A 14,712-nucleotide genomic window follows, 5' to 3' on the forward strand; every position below is an offset into this window, starting at 1 on the left:
ACAAGCAGCCAGCCATGAATGAAGTGCGGGATATTGCATCCCAGCTATTCATCACGGACATCATCTCGCGATATTGTCAGCGCGGGCGTGAGGCCGTGACGATGCGGGGAACATGGCGGTTCACCAGCGCCGCACAGATTAGGACGATCGCGAAGACGACACCGATCAGCATAAAGTAACTGGGCTTTGAGCCGACACTGAGCAACGCGCCGATGGCAAAGGCGCTCGCAACACCGCCTAGCCTCCCGAACATGCTTGCGATGCCGACGCCGCGTGATCGGATACGCGCGTCATAAACGTGCGCCGCGAGCGTGAACAAAGACGTCTGCAGGCTTCCGACCCCGATCCCCAGTAGAGCCAATCCAACATAGGTCACGCCGACAAACGACGCGTTGGCAGGACTTGCATTGAAGGTGAAGGCGGCAAGCAGTAGTCCGCTCAGCGATCCCAATGCGGCCAAGAGCATCATCGTTTGCCTGGTGCCCCGCCGGACGATCAGGAACGATGCGACGAAGGAGCCAGCGATGCCGAAGAGGTTCCATACGAGCAAGCCGCGGATTGCCGTCGACAGCGGCAGGCTGAGCCCGACCAAGACCACCGGCACCCATCCGACGATCGCATAGGTGATGACGTTCTGGAAGAAGAACGCGGCCCACAGGCTAGCATTCAAGCGGACGCCTCCCCAGCGTCCAACGTCTCCGGCCAAGTCGCCTTGCGCGTCGGGTTGCCCGACCACAGCGTCCGAAGCTCCGAAATTCATCGAACTCCGCCATGCTTTCTGCAGGAGCCTGGACACGGCGTCTCGCTTGCCTCGCTGGAGCAGATAGACTGGCGATTCGGGCAGGAACGTAGCCAGAATTCCGGCGTATACGATCGGAGCGAGGCCAAAGATGATAAAGGTATTCCGCCACCCGATCACAGGCAACAACACTGACGAAATGGTGGCACCGATGAGACCGCCAACCGGGATACCTATGGTCAGAAACGCGATTGCTCTGCTCGCACTTCGGCGAGGCACCCATTCGACCAGTAGCGCCGTGCCAACCGGAAATGCGGCGCCGAACCCTAGACCGCCCACGAACCGTAGACCGACTAGGGTCGAAAGATTATCCGCAAAGCCACACAGGACGGTCGCAGCGCCAAAAACGCCTACACTGGCAACCAAGGCGGCCCGTCGGCCGATCTTGTCGCCCATCCACCCCCCGACTAAAGTTCCGATCGCCATGCCCGCCATCACCGCAGCGATCACTGGGGCAAACTGACTTTCCGTGAGGCCCCATTCGCGAATGATCAGCGGTGCGGCGAAGGAGCCGAGTTGGAGATCGAGCCCGTCCAGCATGGTAACGATCGCAACCATCGCGACGATGCCGATCTGGAGGCGTCCGACCGGGCGGGCGTCGATCTGGGTCTGCAGGTCTTCGGCAGAAAAGGTCGCGCTTTGTATGACTGATGGATCGCCGGCGAGCATAGGCTGTTCGGTCACTTCAGGATCACTCCACCATCGATGACGAGCGTTTGACCGGTCATAAAATCGCTTTCCCGCGAGGCCAAGAACACCAACCCGCCAACGAGATCATCGGGCAGTTGTTCGCGCATCAGCGCGCGGACAGCGACATTGGCATCGACACGGTCTTGAGTGAACGACTGACGCACCGCCTCGCTCATGGTCAGGCCTGGTGCCAATGCGTTGACGCAAATCCCGTCGCTGCCCAGTTCCCGCGCCAGCGCATGGGTCAAAGCGATAATCGCCCCTTTCGAGGTGACATAGTGCAGCATCATGGGCTGCCCCATGTAAGGGGTTGTCGACGCGACGTTGATGATCTTTGAACCCGCTGCCCGCCGAAGGTGAGGAATCGCCGCCTTGATACATTCGAATGGACCACGGGTGCTGACCGACATGACGCGGTCCCATTCGGCGGACGCGATTTGATCAAAGGGCCCCGGCCTGAGCGCGCCGAACAGTGCGGCGTTGTTTACCAGCACGTTCAAGGCGCCGAATGCCTCGATTGTCTGGTCTATCATGCCCTTGACGGAAGCAGGATCGGTGATGTCGACGTTCACGCCGATTGCCTCGCCTCCGGCATTGGTGATGTCGGCCGCTACCGCACTCGGATCTGCGATGTCGGCTACGCAGACCCGGGCTCCCTCGGACGCCAACGCTCTGGCATAGACCGCACCAATTCCTTGAGCGGCTCCGGTAACGATCGCTACGCGACCTTTGAGTCTCATTGGATGTTCCTTACTGATCGAAACTATTGGGTGTGCGCACGATCGGCCCCGCTAGAACGTCCGCGCAATCGCGACGCCGTACGTCCGCGGCGCAGCGGGCGCTCCCGGGTCACCGAAGGTACCAGGCGAGAGGAAGGAGTAGTATTGCTCGTTGAGCAGGTTTCGCGCGTAAACACGCAGTCGCCATCTGGAGTCGAGCGTCGCCAGCGACGCTTGCATGTTCACGATATTATAGGACGGTTGCCGAAGGCGGTTCTGGCTGTCCCAGAAAAAGCCGTCGTTGTAGGACCAGGTGGCGTTGAGGCCGGCCTTGATCGATCCATTCAGCGGAACTTCGTAATCGATACCCACCGTCGACGTGAATCTGGGCGAGTTGACAGATCGATTTCCTGTCGCGTCACCCGTGCTTTGAATGTTTCCGCCCGTGGGCCGAGGTGTCAGAAACACGGCGTTGGGGTAACTCGAATAGTGAGCCCCAAGGATGGAAAATGCGGTCCGCAACGTCAGCGACCCCCTCGAAACGGCAGGGACATAGACGATCTCGCCGTCGACCCCGTTGTATCTGCTGGATGCAGCATTCAAGAGCTGCGGTACGCCACCGGAGGTGATCGAGGTCAGCTGAATGTTGGCATAAGTATAGTGGAAGGCTGCCAGGTTAACTCTCAGCCTGCGGTCAAACAGGTCAGACTTGATCCCGATCTCGTATGCGTCCAGCGTTTCCGGCTCCACCGCAGGAGCGAAAGGCGCCGCCGTGCTGAAAACGCCGCTCTTGAAGCCTCGACTCTGCGACGCATAGACCAACACGCTGGCGGCGAGCTGATGATCGAGCGCAAAGCGCCACGTGAGCTTGTTAAAGGTCTTGTCGGTCGCGCTGGACGGCAGGGTGGCTGTCGAATTCAGGATCGTGCCGACGGGGCGTGGATTGCCGGGGGCAGCGTATTGCGTAGCATCGATCGTCCGATTGTCCTGTGTATACCGCAGGCCCGCGGTGAACCTCGTTTTTTCAGTGAATCGGTAGGTGCCCTGCACAAAACCAGCGTACGAGTTAGTAAGCATGCGGGAGAATGTATCGGCATTCGCTGCGGCAGTCAGACCGCTTCGGGCTTCAACAGGCAAATAGCGGGCATCCGACCGGAAGTAGAAGCCGCCCAAGGTCAGGTCTAGCTGGCCTAGCGTTGCGGTTGCAAGCAATTCCTGCTGGAACGTTTTCGTAATCTCATGTGTTCTGATATCAACGACACGAACTGGCGTTCCATCTGAGTCCAGGTTGATATTGATATCGTAGTGACGGTAAGCACTCGTCGACTGTAGATGGAATGGTCCAGCGTCAGCCTCAGCTTTCACGCTGACACCGTATTGCTCCTTTCGAGCGATTATCGGAAGGTTGCCGTTGGAATCATAGATCGTACCGGTTAGCACACCGCCACCGGCGGCCCGTGAGCCGGCGATGGGTTGTCGCGTGCTTCCGATGTCGTTGTCGGCGCGAGAATAATCGCCGGCGATTGTCACCTTACCCGTCGCACCGACCGAGCCTACCAGCTTCGATCGTGCGGCCCACTCACGATTTCGATTGACGTCGTTCCCCAGGTTGAAGTTTCGTCCCCATCCGTCGCCCTGGTGGCTGCCGTAGATCGCAAAATCGGTAGCAATCTGATCCGTGATCGGGGCGGCTAAATAGGCGGTGCCGAATACGGTGTCGTAATTCCCATATCCAACCTCGGCATTCGCTTCAAAACTGTTGCTGGGTGATTTCGTGATGATATTTATAAGGCCGCCAACCGCATTGCGACCGAACAAGGTTCCCTGCGGTCCGCGCAGGACTTCCACACGCTCGACATTGTTCAACGCGAAGACGTTGGCGGCACTCACCGAGTTCAACACGCCGTCGACGTATATTGCGGTGGCTCCCTCATCTCCCGCGGAAATGCTTTGTGAACCGACGCCGCGAACGAACGGCGTGACGGAACTGCGAGCGGAATTCAACTGCAAGCCCGGCGTTGCCACCGCGATCGCCTGCGTGTCGCCCACACCAGCGCGCGCCAGTGTCGCGCCCGTCAGGGCTGTAATCGCGATCGGAACGCGCTGCAATTGCTCGGATCGACGCTGCGCCGTTACGATGATATCTTCGAGCTTACCGTCGTTCTCGGGAGCGGTCTGGGGAGGCGCACTGTCGACCGGCGTAGCAGCGCTTTGCGGGATTGTCTCCGAGGTTGTCACCGCGGGATCTGGCGCGGGAGGCGCGGTCTGCGCCCAGCACGGTATAGCCGTAGACAACAGAAGGACTGCCGCCGTCTTGCCGATTGCATTGCTCATATGATCTCCTCCGCAAAATATTATATTTAAGATATTGATATTCACGCCTTGGCAAATCCTGCGATAATCTTATAGCTATCTGACAGATTCCGCAGCTCTTCTTGACTTATAACGTCATCAATGTTGGAAAAGGGCCGGTCTCCGGTAAGTTCTTCGACTCGAATATTGATAATGTCCGGTGGTGCAGCCCGATTGGCCCTCACAACTGCGCTAGTAGCTGGACGGCGCTGGCTCTCGTAGCGTTGGAGGGCTTCGGGAGAGGTTCCGACTTCGCGTAGACACTCTGCCAGCACTCGCGCGTCAATGAGCGCCTGTGCAGCACCATTTGATCCACGCGGATACATGGGGTGCGCCGCATCCCCCGCCAGCGTCAGGTTGTCGAAACTCCAGAGATCAATCGGATCTTTGTCGACCATCGGATACTCAAGGATCGTGTCTGCATTTGTGATCAAGCTGCGAACGTCGAGCCAGTCAAATTTCCAGTTGCCAAACAACGGCATCAAAGCGGCAGGGTCGCCGGCCTTGTTCCAGTCATTCATCTTCATCTCATCATCTTGGATTTCAGCAACCCAATTGATGAGCTGTAAGCCAGACCCGTCGATGTCATCAGCGATCGGATAGATCACCATCTTCCCGGTGCGAATTGACCCGATCCTGAGATATGTTCGACCGCCCAAAATAGCTGGAAATCGCGTAATACCGCGCCAAGTATTGATCCCGGCAAAAGCGAGCTTTTCTTCGGGGTAAAATTGTCGGCGGACGTTCGAATTCACGCCGTCGCAGCCTATCACCAGTTGCGCTTGCACCGTCGGCGCCAATGTTCCGGCAGCCGTTACAAAGCTCAGAGTTGTTCCAGATGATGTTTGCTCGAGGCTAACCAGCCTTCGGTCGGTGACGACCGCCTCAGGGCCAATCTCTTTCCGTACGATGGCGAGCAATGCGGAATGAACCTTGGCTCGCCGCACGCCCACTTCCGGATGGGCATATCCTGCCGCGAGCCCACGCGGCTCGCCGTAAATCAGCTGTCCGAAACGGTTGAAAAAGCGGCTGTCTGCGGTCTCGATACCTTCCTTCAGAAGCAAGTCCTGCAAGCCGAGTTCGGCGAGCTCGCGCATGGCGTGCGGAAGGATCGTGATTCCAACACCGAGCTCGCGCAGTTCCGGCGCCTGTTCGTATATCCGGCAGATGATGCCGCGGCGGTGCAAATGGATTGCTAGGGCAAGGCCGGCTATTCCTGCGCCGACGATAGTAACTTCGCTCTCGCCCAATAGATCGTTCATAAGCCACCCGTCATGTTGCGAGGCTCGAAAACATGAGCTTCGTGAGAATTCCTCAAGATCAATGACTGCCGCGAATGCGCGTTGTGAAAGTGACCACCGTCAGCACCGGCATTTCCCACGCCGAGTGCAGTCGCGACGAAGTCAAGCCGGTCGTTGCCCCACCACATCTGATCACGCCACAAGATCGTCGGAACTCCGAAGACCCCGCGGTCATGGGCGCTTGCAACCGCTGCGGAATACAAGGTTGAAGCCTCGGCACTGTCAGCAAATTCGAGCAGCTGGTCGGAATGCAATCCCAGGCGCCCGGCAACGCGGGTAAGAACGCCCTCGTCGTTCATATCACCCCCCTGTCCCCAGATTTCTGCCCAGACGGCGTCGATATAGGCACGTGCCATGCCTGCTGCGTTGGCATATGGAAGAGCGCGGTTGAGGCGGCCCGACCCATATCCCGAAGGGGGAACCAACGGGATTCCGTACAGCGAGGCCCATCGTTGAAGGTCGGTTCGAGCGTAGGCGAATTTCAGCGGCTGCTCGCGGGTCGATGGTCCCGTATTGCCAGCTTGCGCCTTGAGCGCATCGAGATCGACCGCAGTATATTTGAGCCTGTTTCCCGAGTTCCGAAGAAACGTGCAGAGCTTATGATGCGCGAGATAGGCGTAAGGACTTACGAAGTCGAAAACGAATTCAACCTCGGCAAGGTCGGCGCTCACGATCGCTCCTCCGCATACTGCTTAGAAAGGGATGACCAGAGCCGCCCGGCTTCACGCGCACTATTAAGGAATGGTTCGGGGACTAGATGGTACGGCGGACGTGTCGGCCCGGCCTTCAGCCAACCAGCAGCGTTCATCCGCTCCTTTTCGAGACCAATATTGTACTTGGAAAATTCAGCAAACGACCCATTCGGGAAAAGTGGCCGTACCGCCATCGCGACATCTTCGCTCACGCGCTTGGCCTCGCCCCAATCGCCGGTGCGAATGGCCGCTCTGATCACGTCGCGCAACCGGAGCGACACGTTTGGTCCGCAGGACGCGCCGCTCGACCAGAACGCGGTGCAGTTCTCGGGATCGACCCTTGCCGCGCCATAGAAGTTGCCGTCGCTCGGCATCAGGCGAATCCGACCTTTGACAAGCCGTAAGTCTGCCACAAGGTTTGCGATGCCGAGGTATTTGGAGCAGATTACTTGAGGCAGTTCGGCCATCTGGCTCCAGAAGGGTCGCGGAAAATCGAACTTGAAAGCTTCGGGATTGGCATAGATACAAATCGCTAGGTCGGGGACAGCTGCGGTTACGTCTTGATAAAATCGCACGGCAGTCGGCAAATCGGGCTGACACCACATCGGCAGACCAAGCATCACACCATCGACGCCGATGTCGCGTGCTTCGCGCATCTGCTGAATGGATTCACGCGTGTTCAGGCTCGTCGCGCCGCCGAAAAACGGCACACGGCCACGGAGTGTTTCGACGACCGTACCAATAAACGCCCGCTTCTCCCTTGCAGTGAGTGTCGCTCCCTCACCGAATGTGCCGAGGCTAAATATGCCATCCACGCCAGCTGCCGCCATCTGGTCGACAGCTCGAGCGGTTTCATCCAGGTCAACGCTGAAGTCGACATTCCAGTCTTCAGCATCTGAGGCTGCGGGTGTGGGTATTATTGCCCAAGCACCCTGCACATCCGAGGCACGCAACATGTCTCGCTGTGGCATGCCCTTCTCCCTCCTAAGTCCGGCCGAAATTTCGGTCTCGGCGGAAATACACGCCGACGTCACATGCAGACAGTGCAGACTTTTCATGGACGGTATTCACGCCTTAGATGGTTTGGGATTGCTTTGACGCGCCCGCCTGAAATATGCCGATTTTGGGCAGATCCGACGCAAAGGGTTCGGACGAGAAGCGCCGACGCAGCTGCCGAATGTGCGCCTCGCCCATTCCAGTGACGCAACTTCGGGCCCTCTTCGCGGTAGAGCCGCTGGGTCCTCTTGCCGTTGATCCTCACAACCTCCTGGCGAAGCAGGATGTACATGGTCCGGTGTCCGATCCGTTTCGGTCCCGAAGTCTGAAAGGCGAACCGTCGGCGACGTTGTGAAGCAATCGATTGGTCGGTCCCTTGGGGCTGAGTTGCAGAGTTATCGTATTTGAGCTGGGGCCCACGACCCTTCTGGCACCGTCGTGCCTACAGCGATGGACGCGGTCGGGGCCGTAGGCAATCCAGACTTCCCAGCCATTTATCCCACCCTCCCGCGCCACTCTCGACGTCGCGCATGGTGGATTTCTGGACATTCCCGGTGACCGTCATCGGAAAGGGCCTCGACTGGACGATCCGCAGCGGCGCATGCTCGATCGCGGGAAGAGGCTATGATGCGCGGTCATCGCGAACGAAAGGCGCAGGTGACTCGGCATGAGACGACGCTCGGCTAGCAAGCAACATCTCTGAAGCGCGAGGATTTGCCAGCAATACCAGGCGGCAATTCGGGTTGCGATCGCATCGATTAGCAAGAGCGAAAGACGCTGAGCGATCTTGAGCGCCGCAACGGCCAGCACGGCCAGGATGATCAAAATCATCTGAATTCTCCCTTTTTCCCAACCTATTTTGGGTCACCCGTCCTTTGCATTTTGCTTCCTTCGTCGGCTACATCGTCCCTGTGATTTCCAGTCGGCTCATGCTGGTCAGTGAAAGGAATCGCTTCCCATTTCCGACGGGACTATGCACCTTCATGTGGTGCGAGGAGTGCCTCATCGGGGGCGGGCAATTCACATGTTCGCGAACGATTCGTCATAGATCGGCTGCCGGACTCTTTCACGCTCGAACGTTCCGAGTCAGAACGCGCGCTCGGCTACGTTCGCCTGTCTACGCAGCGCCAGGCGGAAGGCGGCATCAGCCCGGCCACTCCGAGCAACCCGGCACTACAGTGTAGGCCGAGCAAACTCATCAGAACAGCGGACACACGGTCTAGATGCCGTAATGGGCCGGCGTCTCAAGAGTAGCCAAGTTGGGTGGCTGTCCCTCAGAATGATGGTGTTGGAAACGGGGTCCGAGTGATCGGCCCCAAGCATCATGAGAGGAACAGCCATGGAGTGTTATGCCGGAATCGATGTCTCTCTGAAAGAGAGCAGCGTGTGCATCGTGGACGCGAAGGGTAAGATCGTCCGCGAGGTCAAGGTCACCAGCGAGCCCGAGACGCTGGTGCGGTATTTCGACGAGTTGGAATTGCCGGTGTGCCGGATCGGGCTGGAGGCGGGGCCGCTATCGCATTGGTTGCATGCTGGGCTTGTTGCCGCTGGCCGCGACATTATTTTGCTGGAGACGCGACACGTGAAGGCGGCGCTTTCGGCGATGACCGTGAAGACTGACCGGAAAGATGCCCGCGGGATTGCTCAATTGCTGAGGATGGGCTGGTACCGGCCGGTTCATGCAAAATCGGTGGCATCGCAAGATGCCCGCGCCGTACTCGTCGGGCGCAAGCTCTTGCAGGGGAAGCTGCTTGACGTTGAGCTCAGTATCCGTGGCATTCTTCGCGGCTACGGGCTGAAAGTCGGGGAAGTCAGCCGCGGCAGGTTCGAGGCACGTATCCACGAATTGATCGCGGGGCACTGAGGTGGTGCCGGGAATCTGGACAGGGTGTTAAGCTACTCCCGACCTGATGGATTGGTACGGGAATGAAGACGACGAGGAAGCGCTACAGCGCGGATTTTAAGGCCAAGGTGGCGCTGGAGGCGATCCGGGGTGACCTGACGCTGGCGGAGCTAGCAGCCAAGCACGGCGTGCATCATACGATGATCGCGGCCTGGAAGCGGCAGGCCATCGACGGGATGGCGGGCACGTTCTCCGGGGCTTGCGATGCAGCCAGGGCTGCCAGCGACAGCGAGGTGGAGCGGCTGCACGCCAAGATCGGGCAACTGGTGGTGGATCGGGATTTTTTAGCGAAAGCCTTCGGTCGATGAGCGTGGATCGGAGGCGGGCGATGGTCGAACCTGCTCACCACCACCTGTCGATCATGACGCAGTGCAGCCTGCTGCGGATCAGCCGCTCGTCCTATTACTATGCGCCGGTGGCGGAGACCGATGAGACGCTGGCGCTGATGACGGTGATCGACGCGACGTTCCTGATCTGCCCATGGTACGGCAGCCGCCAGATGGCGAGGCACTTGTGCCGTGCAGGCCACCAGATCGGTCGCCGCCGGGCACGGCGTCTGATGGCGAAGATGGGCCTGACGCCGATCTACCAGCGGCCCCGGACGAGCGATCCCCATCCGCAGCACCGCGTCTATCCCTACCTGCTGCGCAAGCTGGTGATCGATCGGCCCAATCACGTGTGGTGTGCCGACGTGACCTATATCCCGATGCGCCGCGGGTTCCTCTACCTGGTCGCGATCATGGACTGGGCCACCCGCAAGGTCCTGGCCTGGCGCCTGTCGAACACGATGGACGCCGGCTTCTGTGTCGCGGCACTGGAGGAGGCGTTGGCCCGCTATGGCAAGCCCGAGATCTTCAACACCGACCAGGGCAGCCAGTTCACGTCGCAGGCCTTCACCAGGGTGCTGCGCGAGGCCGAAATCCGCATCAGCATGGACGGCCGGGGCCGGTGGATGGACAATGTCTTCATCGAGCGGCTCTGGCGCTCCCTGAAGTACGAGTGTGTCTACCTCCACGCCTTCGAGACCGGCTCCGAGCTGCGGGCTGGCCTTGCCCGGTGGATCGCCTATTACAACACCGAGCGTCCGCACTCGGGCCTTGCCGGGAGAACCCCGGTGGAGGCCTATCGACGGATCGGGCAATCAGATCATGGGGGGCATGCCCCCCATGATCTGATGATCAAACAGGCGGCATAACGACAACCGGGATTAGCTTAACTCAGCCGCCAAACTGTCCAAGAAGGCGGGACCACCTCAGTGGTTCTCGATCTGGTCCCACAAGACATAGAAGGCGAAGATGTTCATGATCTCAGAGAGTTGCTGACAGCGAGGCGTGCTCTGGTCAAAGATCAGGTCACCGCAAAGACGCGCCTTGCCACGGCGAGCAACCTGTTGGTGAAGGACCAACTACGCCGCCGGATCGATGACATAGACACAGACATCAAAGCTCTGGACCAAGTTATTGCGCAGATTGCCAAGCAGCATGGAACCCTTGATGAGCGCATCAGACGTCTCATGAGCATTCCAGGCATCGGCAGATTAACCGCAACCACGTTGGTGATCGACATGCCCGAACTTGGACATCTCGAGAGCAAGAAGATCGCCGCTCTGGCTGGGCTTGCGCCAATGACACAACAGTCCGGCAAGTGGCAGGGTAAGGAGCGGATTATCGGCGCCAGGGCATCACTGCGACGGGCAATATATATGCCTGCGCTCGTCGCTATTCGCTTCAACCATGACTTCCGCGACAAATATCAGCAGCTCGTAAAGGCGGGAAAAGCAAAAAAGGTCGCTATAACCGCCATCATGCGGTGCATCATTGTCCTAGCAAACACATTGTTGCGTGAAGGTCGCGACTGGCAGCCGGAACGCCCTTGACCAACACGGATACTCGACCGCCCGTTCAAGCGATGATCGCGTTTATCGACGATAACCGCGAGGTCGATGGGGTCGAGCCGATCTGCAATGTCCTGCCGATCGCCCCTTCCACCTACCACAAGCATGTCGCGCAGCGACGGGATCCATTGCGCCTGTCGGCGCGGGCAAGGCGTGATCTGGCGCTCAAGCCCGAGATCGCACGGGTGTTTGCCGAGAACTTCGCTGTCTACGGCGTGCGCAAAGTCTGGCGGCAGATGATGCGCGAAGGTTTTCCCATCGCCCGCTGCACCGTTGAACGTCTGATGCGCGATATGGGCTTGGCAGGGGTGATCCGGGGCAAGCCGGTGCGGACCACGATCAGCGACAAGGCGGCGCCTTGCCCGCTGGATCGCGTCAACCGCCAGTTCCACGCACCAGCGCCGAACAGACTTTGGGTCTCGGATTTTACCTACGTCTCGACCTGGGGTGGGTTCGTCTATGTCGCGTTCGTGATCGACGTCTATGCCCGCTATATCGTTGGCTGGCGGGTCAGCCGGACGGCCCATGCCAGCTTCGTGCTGGATGCCCTCGAGCAGGCGATGCACGATCGCCGACCAGTTCATCGTGGCGGCCTGATTCATCACAGCGACCGCGGATCGCAATACGTGTCCATAAAATACACCGAGCGCCTTGCCGAAGCCGGCATCGAGCCATCGGTAGGCAGCGTCGGTGACAGCTATGACGGGACTGTCAGGATTTCCGTGTGCGGGCGGGCGGTTGAACATTACGCCGCCATGGCTTTGATGAAGCGCTCGCCGAAGATGACGGCGAACTGGGCCTTTGCCATGGACCACTCACGAGGCGGCATCTTCCACTCTTTCTCGGACCGGTTCAAGATCAGATAGAGCAGCTTGGTCGCGGCATCGTCGCTGGGGAAGTGTCCCCTGGCTCTGACAGCCCTCCGCAGCTTCGAGTTCAGCGCCTCGATCGCATTGGTAACCGGTATGAGGGTTTCCGGTGCCGATGTTCTTGCTGCGATTCTTCGGGTCGTGGCGTATGGTGTGACCATCCGGGACAGAGGCACCGGGAGCACGAATGTGCGGGCAGGCCGATGTATACCATGAGCTTCGAGCTCGAGTTAGTAGCTGGCCGCCTCTGCGACTCGCCCGGTTGCGCCGAGAGCGCGAATCCGTAGTTGTCGTGTCGCCCGCCGCTCCCGTCATCTTGGCTGACAGGAGGAGGTATGCGTCGTGTAATTGGAATGGACATCCACCGGACCTTTGGCGAGGTGGTGATCTGGGAAGATGGGAAGCTCGGGCATGCTGGCCGGGTCGATATGACCCGGACGGGGCTTGAGGGGTTTGGCAAGAGCCTGCAATCGACCGATGAGGTCGTGATCGAGGCGACCGGCAACTGTATGGCGGTGTCACGCGTGCTTTCGCCCTTCGTGGCGCGGGTGGTGATCGCCAACCCCTTGCAAGTGGAGGCGATCGCACATGCGCACGTGAAGACCGACAAGGTCGATGCGGGCACGTTGGCGAGCCTGTATGCGGCCGGCTACCTGCCGGAAATATGGACGCCTGATGCCGTAACGGAACGCAAGCGTCGTCTTGTTGCCCGCCGGTATCAAATCGTCAGGCACCGAACGCGGATCAAGAACGAGGTGCATGCCATTCTGCATGCGCATCTAATCCCGCCCTGTCCGCACGCCGACCTGTTCAGCAAGGTTGGGCGCGCTTGGCTCGCGCGGCAGCCGGTGCCTGATGACGAGCAAGTCGCGATCGAGCGTCATGTTCGCGAGTTGGACCGGATGGGTGAAGACCTTGCCTCCCTCGACAAGGAAATCGCCAGCGAGGCGCTCGACGACCCTTCGGTTGCGCGGCTGATCACGATCACCGGCGTCAATCTGACGGTTGCAACCGGCCTGGTCGCCGCGATCGGCGATATCCGGCGCTTCTCGAGCCCGCAGAAGCTCGTGAGCTACTTCGGCCTCAACCCGCGGGTACGTCAGTCCGGCCTTGGGGTCGCCCATCACGGGCGTATCAGCAAGTCCGGTCGCAACCACGCACGTGCGATGCTGGTCGAAGCCGCTTGGGCGGCGGCAAAGGCGCCGGGGCCGCTGCATGCGTTCTTTGTGCGGATCAGGGCGAAGCGTGGGCACCAGATCGCGGCTGTCGCGCTTGCCCGCAAGCTCACCGTGCTCTGCTGGCACTTGCTGACCAAGGAAACAGACTATCGCTGGGTGCGTCCGGCGCTGGTCGCAACGAAGCGCCGTGCCATGGAACTGCGCTCTGGGCGACCGCAGAAGAAGGGCAATAAGCCAGGTCCGGCTCATGCCTACAACGTCAAAGCGCTGCGAGATCAGGAAATGGATGTGGCCCGACACGCCGAGAAGGCGTACGAGCACTTCGTTGCGCAATGGGAAACCCGTCCGAAAGACAAGGTGCGCGAACGCCCCAAACCGGCAGGTCTGTGAAAAGGCGGCCTGGCAGAACTCGCAGCCGATGTTCCGTTCTTCGCCACGGGGTCGCCCGCGCACGAAGCCCATAGCATGATTTTGCCCTTGAGGTCTTGTCAATCTCATCCGTGGTGTAGAGGATTTTGCGCACCGCCTCGGGGAAGGCGAAGAACGGGATCACCTCGGCCCACACCCGCCGCCAGCTCTGGCCGATGGCGGGATAGCGTTGCCCCCATTCGCTGGCCTCGAACGCGCTGAGCGCCGCCTCGGCAACGGCGGCATCGACGGCGCGGTAGATGCCCTTCAGGGCCGTGACGAGCGGCTTGCGGTCCTTCCACGAGACGAAGTCCATCGAGTTCCTGAGCAGATGGACGATGCAGGTCTGGACCACGGCTTCGGGGAACACGGCGGTGATGGCGTCGGGGAAGCCCTTGAGGCCATCGACGACCGCCAGCATGATGTCCTCGGTGCCCCGGTTCCTGAGCTCGTTCATGACGCGGAGCCAGAACTTCGCGCCTTCATTCTGCTCGATCCACAGGCCCAGAACCTCCTTGTGGCCATCAGCGCGGACGCCCAGGGCGATGTGGATTGCCTTGTTGCGCACCATGCCTTCGTCGCGGATCTTGACCCGGATGGCGTCGAAGAACACCAGCGGATAGGCCGGATCGAGCGGTCGGGCCTGCCAAGCGGCAACCTCCTCCAGCACAGCATCGGTGACCGTCGATATCAGATCGGGTGAGACGTCGATGCCGTACAACTCGCGCAGATGCCCGGTGATCTCCCGGGTGCTCATGCCGCGTGCGTACATCGAGATGATCTTGTCGTCGAAGCCGGGAAAGCGGCGCTGGTACTTGGCGATCAGTTGCGGATCGAAGCTGCCCGCCCGGTCCCGCGGCACCTCGATCTCGATCTTGCCGGTGTCGGTCACCACCGTCTTGCGGCCATAG

Annotated in this window: 10 protein-coding genes, 4 pseudogenes and 1 other annotated feature; of the genes and pseudogenes, 5 read left to right on the forward strand and 9 right to left on the reverse strand. The window is 59.9% G+C overall.

The genetic code is table 11. From position 1 onward, the window contains the following. Positions 1-76 precede the first annotated feature (76 nt). From GGQ88_RS17880 to GGQ88_RS17910, 7 genes are all read right to left on the reverse strand, one after another. Complete coding sequence (locus GGQ88_RS17880; RefSeq protein ID WP_183614833.1) at positions 77-1,483, reverse strand: MFS transporter; 1,407 nt, start codon at positions 1,481-1,483, stop codon at positions 77-79. Next, positions 1,480-2,229: an SDR family NAD(P)-dependent oxidoreductase gene (locus GGQ88_RS17885; RefSeq protein WP_183614834.1), complete on the reverse strand. Its 750-nt coding sequence runs from the start codon at positions 2,227-2,229 to the stop codon at positions 1,480-1,482. The genes GGQ88_RS17880 and GGQ88_RS17885 overlap by 4 nt, the downstream gene beginning before the upstream one ends. A gap of 51 nt (positions 2,230-2,280) precedes the next feature. Continuing rightward, the gene (locus GGQ88_RS17890; protein WP_183614835.1) at positions 2,281-4,542 is read right to left on the reverse strand and encodes a TonB-dependent receptor; all 2,262 of its coding nucleotides are present in this window, start codon (positions 4,540-4,542) and stop codon (positions 2,281-2,283) included. 41 nt (positions 4,543-4,583) lie between these two features. Beyond that, positions 4,584-5,822, reverse strand: a complete 1,239-nt coding sequence (locus tag GGQ88_RS17895; protein WP_183614836.1) for a flavin-dependent oxidoreductase — start codon at positions 5,820-5,822, stop codon at positions 4,584-4,586. Beyond that, complete coding sequence (locus GGQ88_RS17900; RefSeq protein WP_183614837.1) at positions 5,819-6,532, reverse strand: DsbA family protein; 714 nt, start codon at positions 6,530-6,532, stop codon at positions 5,819-5,821. Before GGQ88_RS17900 ends, GGQ88_RS17895 begins: the two co-directional genes overlap by 4 nt. Then, entirely contained in the window at positions 6,529-7,611 is a 1,083-nt protein-coding gene (locus GGQ88_RS17905; RefSeq protein WP_343057273.1) for a dihydrodipicolinate synthase family protein, read from the reverse strand. The genes GGQ88_RS17900 and GGQ88_RS17905 overlap by 4 nt, the downstream gene beginning before the upstream one ends. Before the next feature lie 499 nt (positions 7,612-8,110). Beyond that, positions 8,111-8,380, reverse strand: a complete 270-nt coding sequence (locus GGQ88_RS17910) for a hypothetical protein (protein ID WP_183614839.1) — start codon at positions 8,378-8,380, stop codon at positions 8,111-8,113. A gap of 508 nt (positions 8,381-8,888) precedes the next feature. Here GGQ88_RS17910 and GGQ88_RS17915 point away from each other — a divergent pair. The 4 genes and pseudogenes from GGQ88_RS17915 to GGQ88_RS17930 all read left to right on the forward strand — a co-directional run. After that, positions 8,889-9,407: pseudogene (locus GGQ88_RS17915) on the forward strand (IS110 family transposase); the annotation flags it as partial. 68 nt (positions 9,408-9,475) lie between these two features. Beyond that, positions 9,476-10,647, forward strand: a protein-coding gene (locus tag GGQ88_RS17920; RefSeq protein ID WP_425490461.1) for an IS3 family transposase whose coding sequence is annotated in 2 segments (ribosomal slippage) — positions 9,476-9,740 and positions 9,740-10,647 — 1,173 coding nt in all. Because the reading frame shifts where the segments join, the coding sequence is not laid out codon by codon here. A gap of 60 nt (positions 10,648-10,707) precedes the next feature. Beyond that, on the forward strand, positions 10,708-11,328 hold the full coding sequence (locus GGQ88_RS21700) for a transposase (protein WP_221214760.1): 621 nt from the start codon (positions 10,708-10,710) through the stop codon (positions 11,326-11,328). Continuing rightward, positions 11,318-11,435 (forward strand) — a sequence feature (AL1L pseudoknot). Its footprint overlaps the gene before it by 11 nt. Then, positions 11,343-12,054, forward strand: a pseudogene (locus tag GGQ88_RS17930) (IS3 family transposase); the annotation flags it as partial. (Overlaps the previous feature by 93 nt.) Positions 12,055-12,091: 37 nt before the next feature. Here GGQ88_RS17930 and GGQ88_RS17935 read toward each other — a convergent pair. Beyond that, positions 12,092-12,316, reverse strand: a pseudogene (locus GGQ88_RS17935) (transposase); the annotation flags it as partial. A 252-nt stretch (positions 12,317-12,568) separates the two neighbouring features. Here GGQ88_RS17935 and GGQ88_RS17940 point away from each other — a divergent pair. Further along, positions 12,569-13,783, forward strand: a complete 1,215-nt coding sequence (locus GGQ88_RS17940; protein WP_183614846.1) for an IS110 family RNA-guided transposase — start codon at positions 12,569-12,571, stop codon at positions 13,781-13,783. A gap of 55 nt (positions 13,784-13,838) precedes the next feature. Here GGQ88_RS17940 and GGQ88_RS17945 read toward each other — a convergent pair. Then, positions 13,839-14,712, reverse strand: a pseudogene (locus GGQ88_RS17945) (IS256 family transposase); the annotation flags it as partial.

Source organism: Novosphingobium hassiacum, from assembly GCF_014196055.1.
GTDB lineage: Bacteria > Pseudomonadota > Alphaproteobacteria > Sphingomonadales > Sphingomonadaceae > Novosphingobium > Novosphingobium hassiacum.

Excerpts from the sequence above, each read along its gene's own strand:
- GGQ88_RS17885 (WP_183614834.1), bottom strand. The coding sequence starts at position 2,229 with ATGAGACTCAAAGGTCGCGTAGCGATCGTTACCGGAGCCGCTCAAGGA.
- GGQ88_RS17905 (WP_343057273.1), bottom strand. The coding sequence starts at position 7,611 with ATGAAAAGTCTGCACTGTCTGCATGTGACGTCGGCGTGTATTTCCGCC.
- GGQ88_RS17940 (WP_183614846.1), top strand. The coding sequence starts at position 12,569 with ATGGACATCCACCGGACCTTTGGCGAGGTGGTGATCTGGGAAGATGGG.
- GGQ88_RS17910 (WP_183614839.1), bottom strand. The coding sequence starts at position 8,380 with ATGATTTTGATCATCCTGGCCGTGCTGGCCGTTGCGGCGCTCAAGATC.
- GGQ88_RS17890 (WP_183614835.1), bottom strand. The coding sequence starts at position 4,542 with ATGAGCAATGCAATCGGCAAGACGGCGGCAGTCCTTCTGTTGTCTACG.
- GGQ88_RS17895 (WP_183614836.1), bottom strand. The coding sequence starts at position 5,822 with ATGAACGATCTATTGGGCGAGAGCGAAGTTACTATCGTCGGCGCAGGA.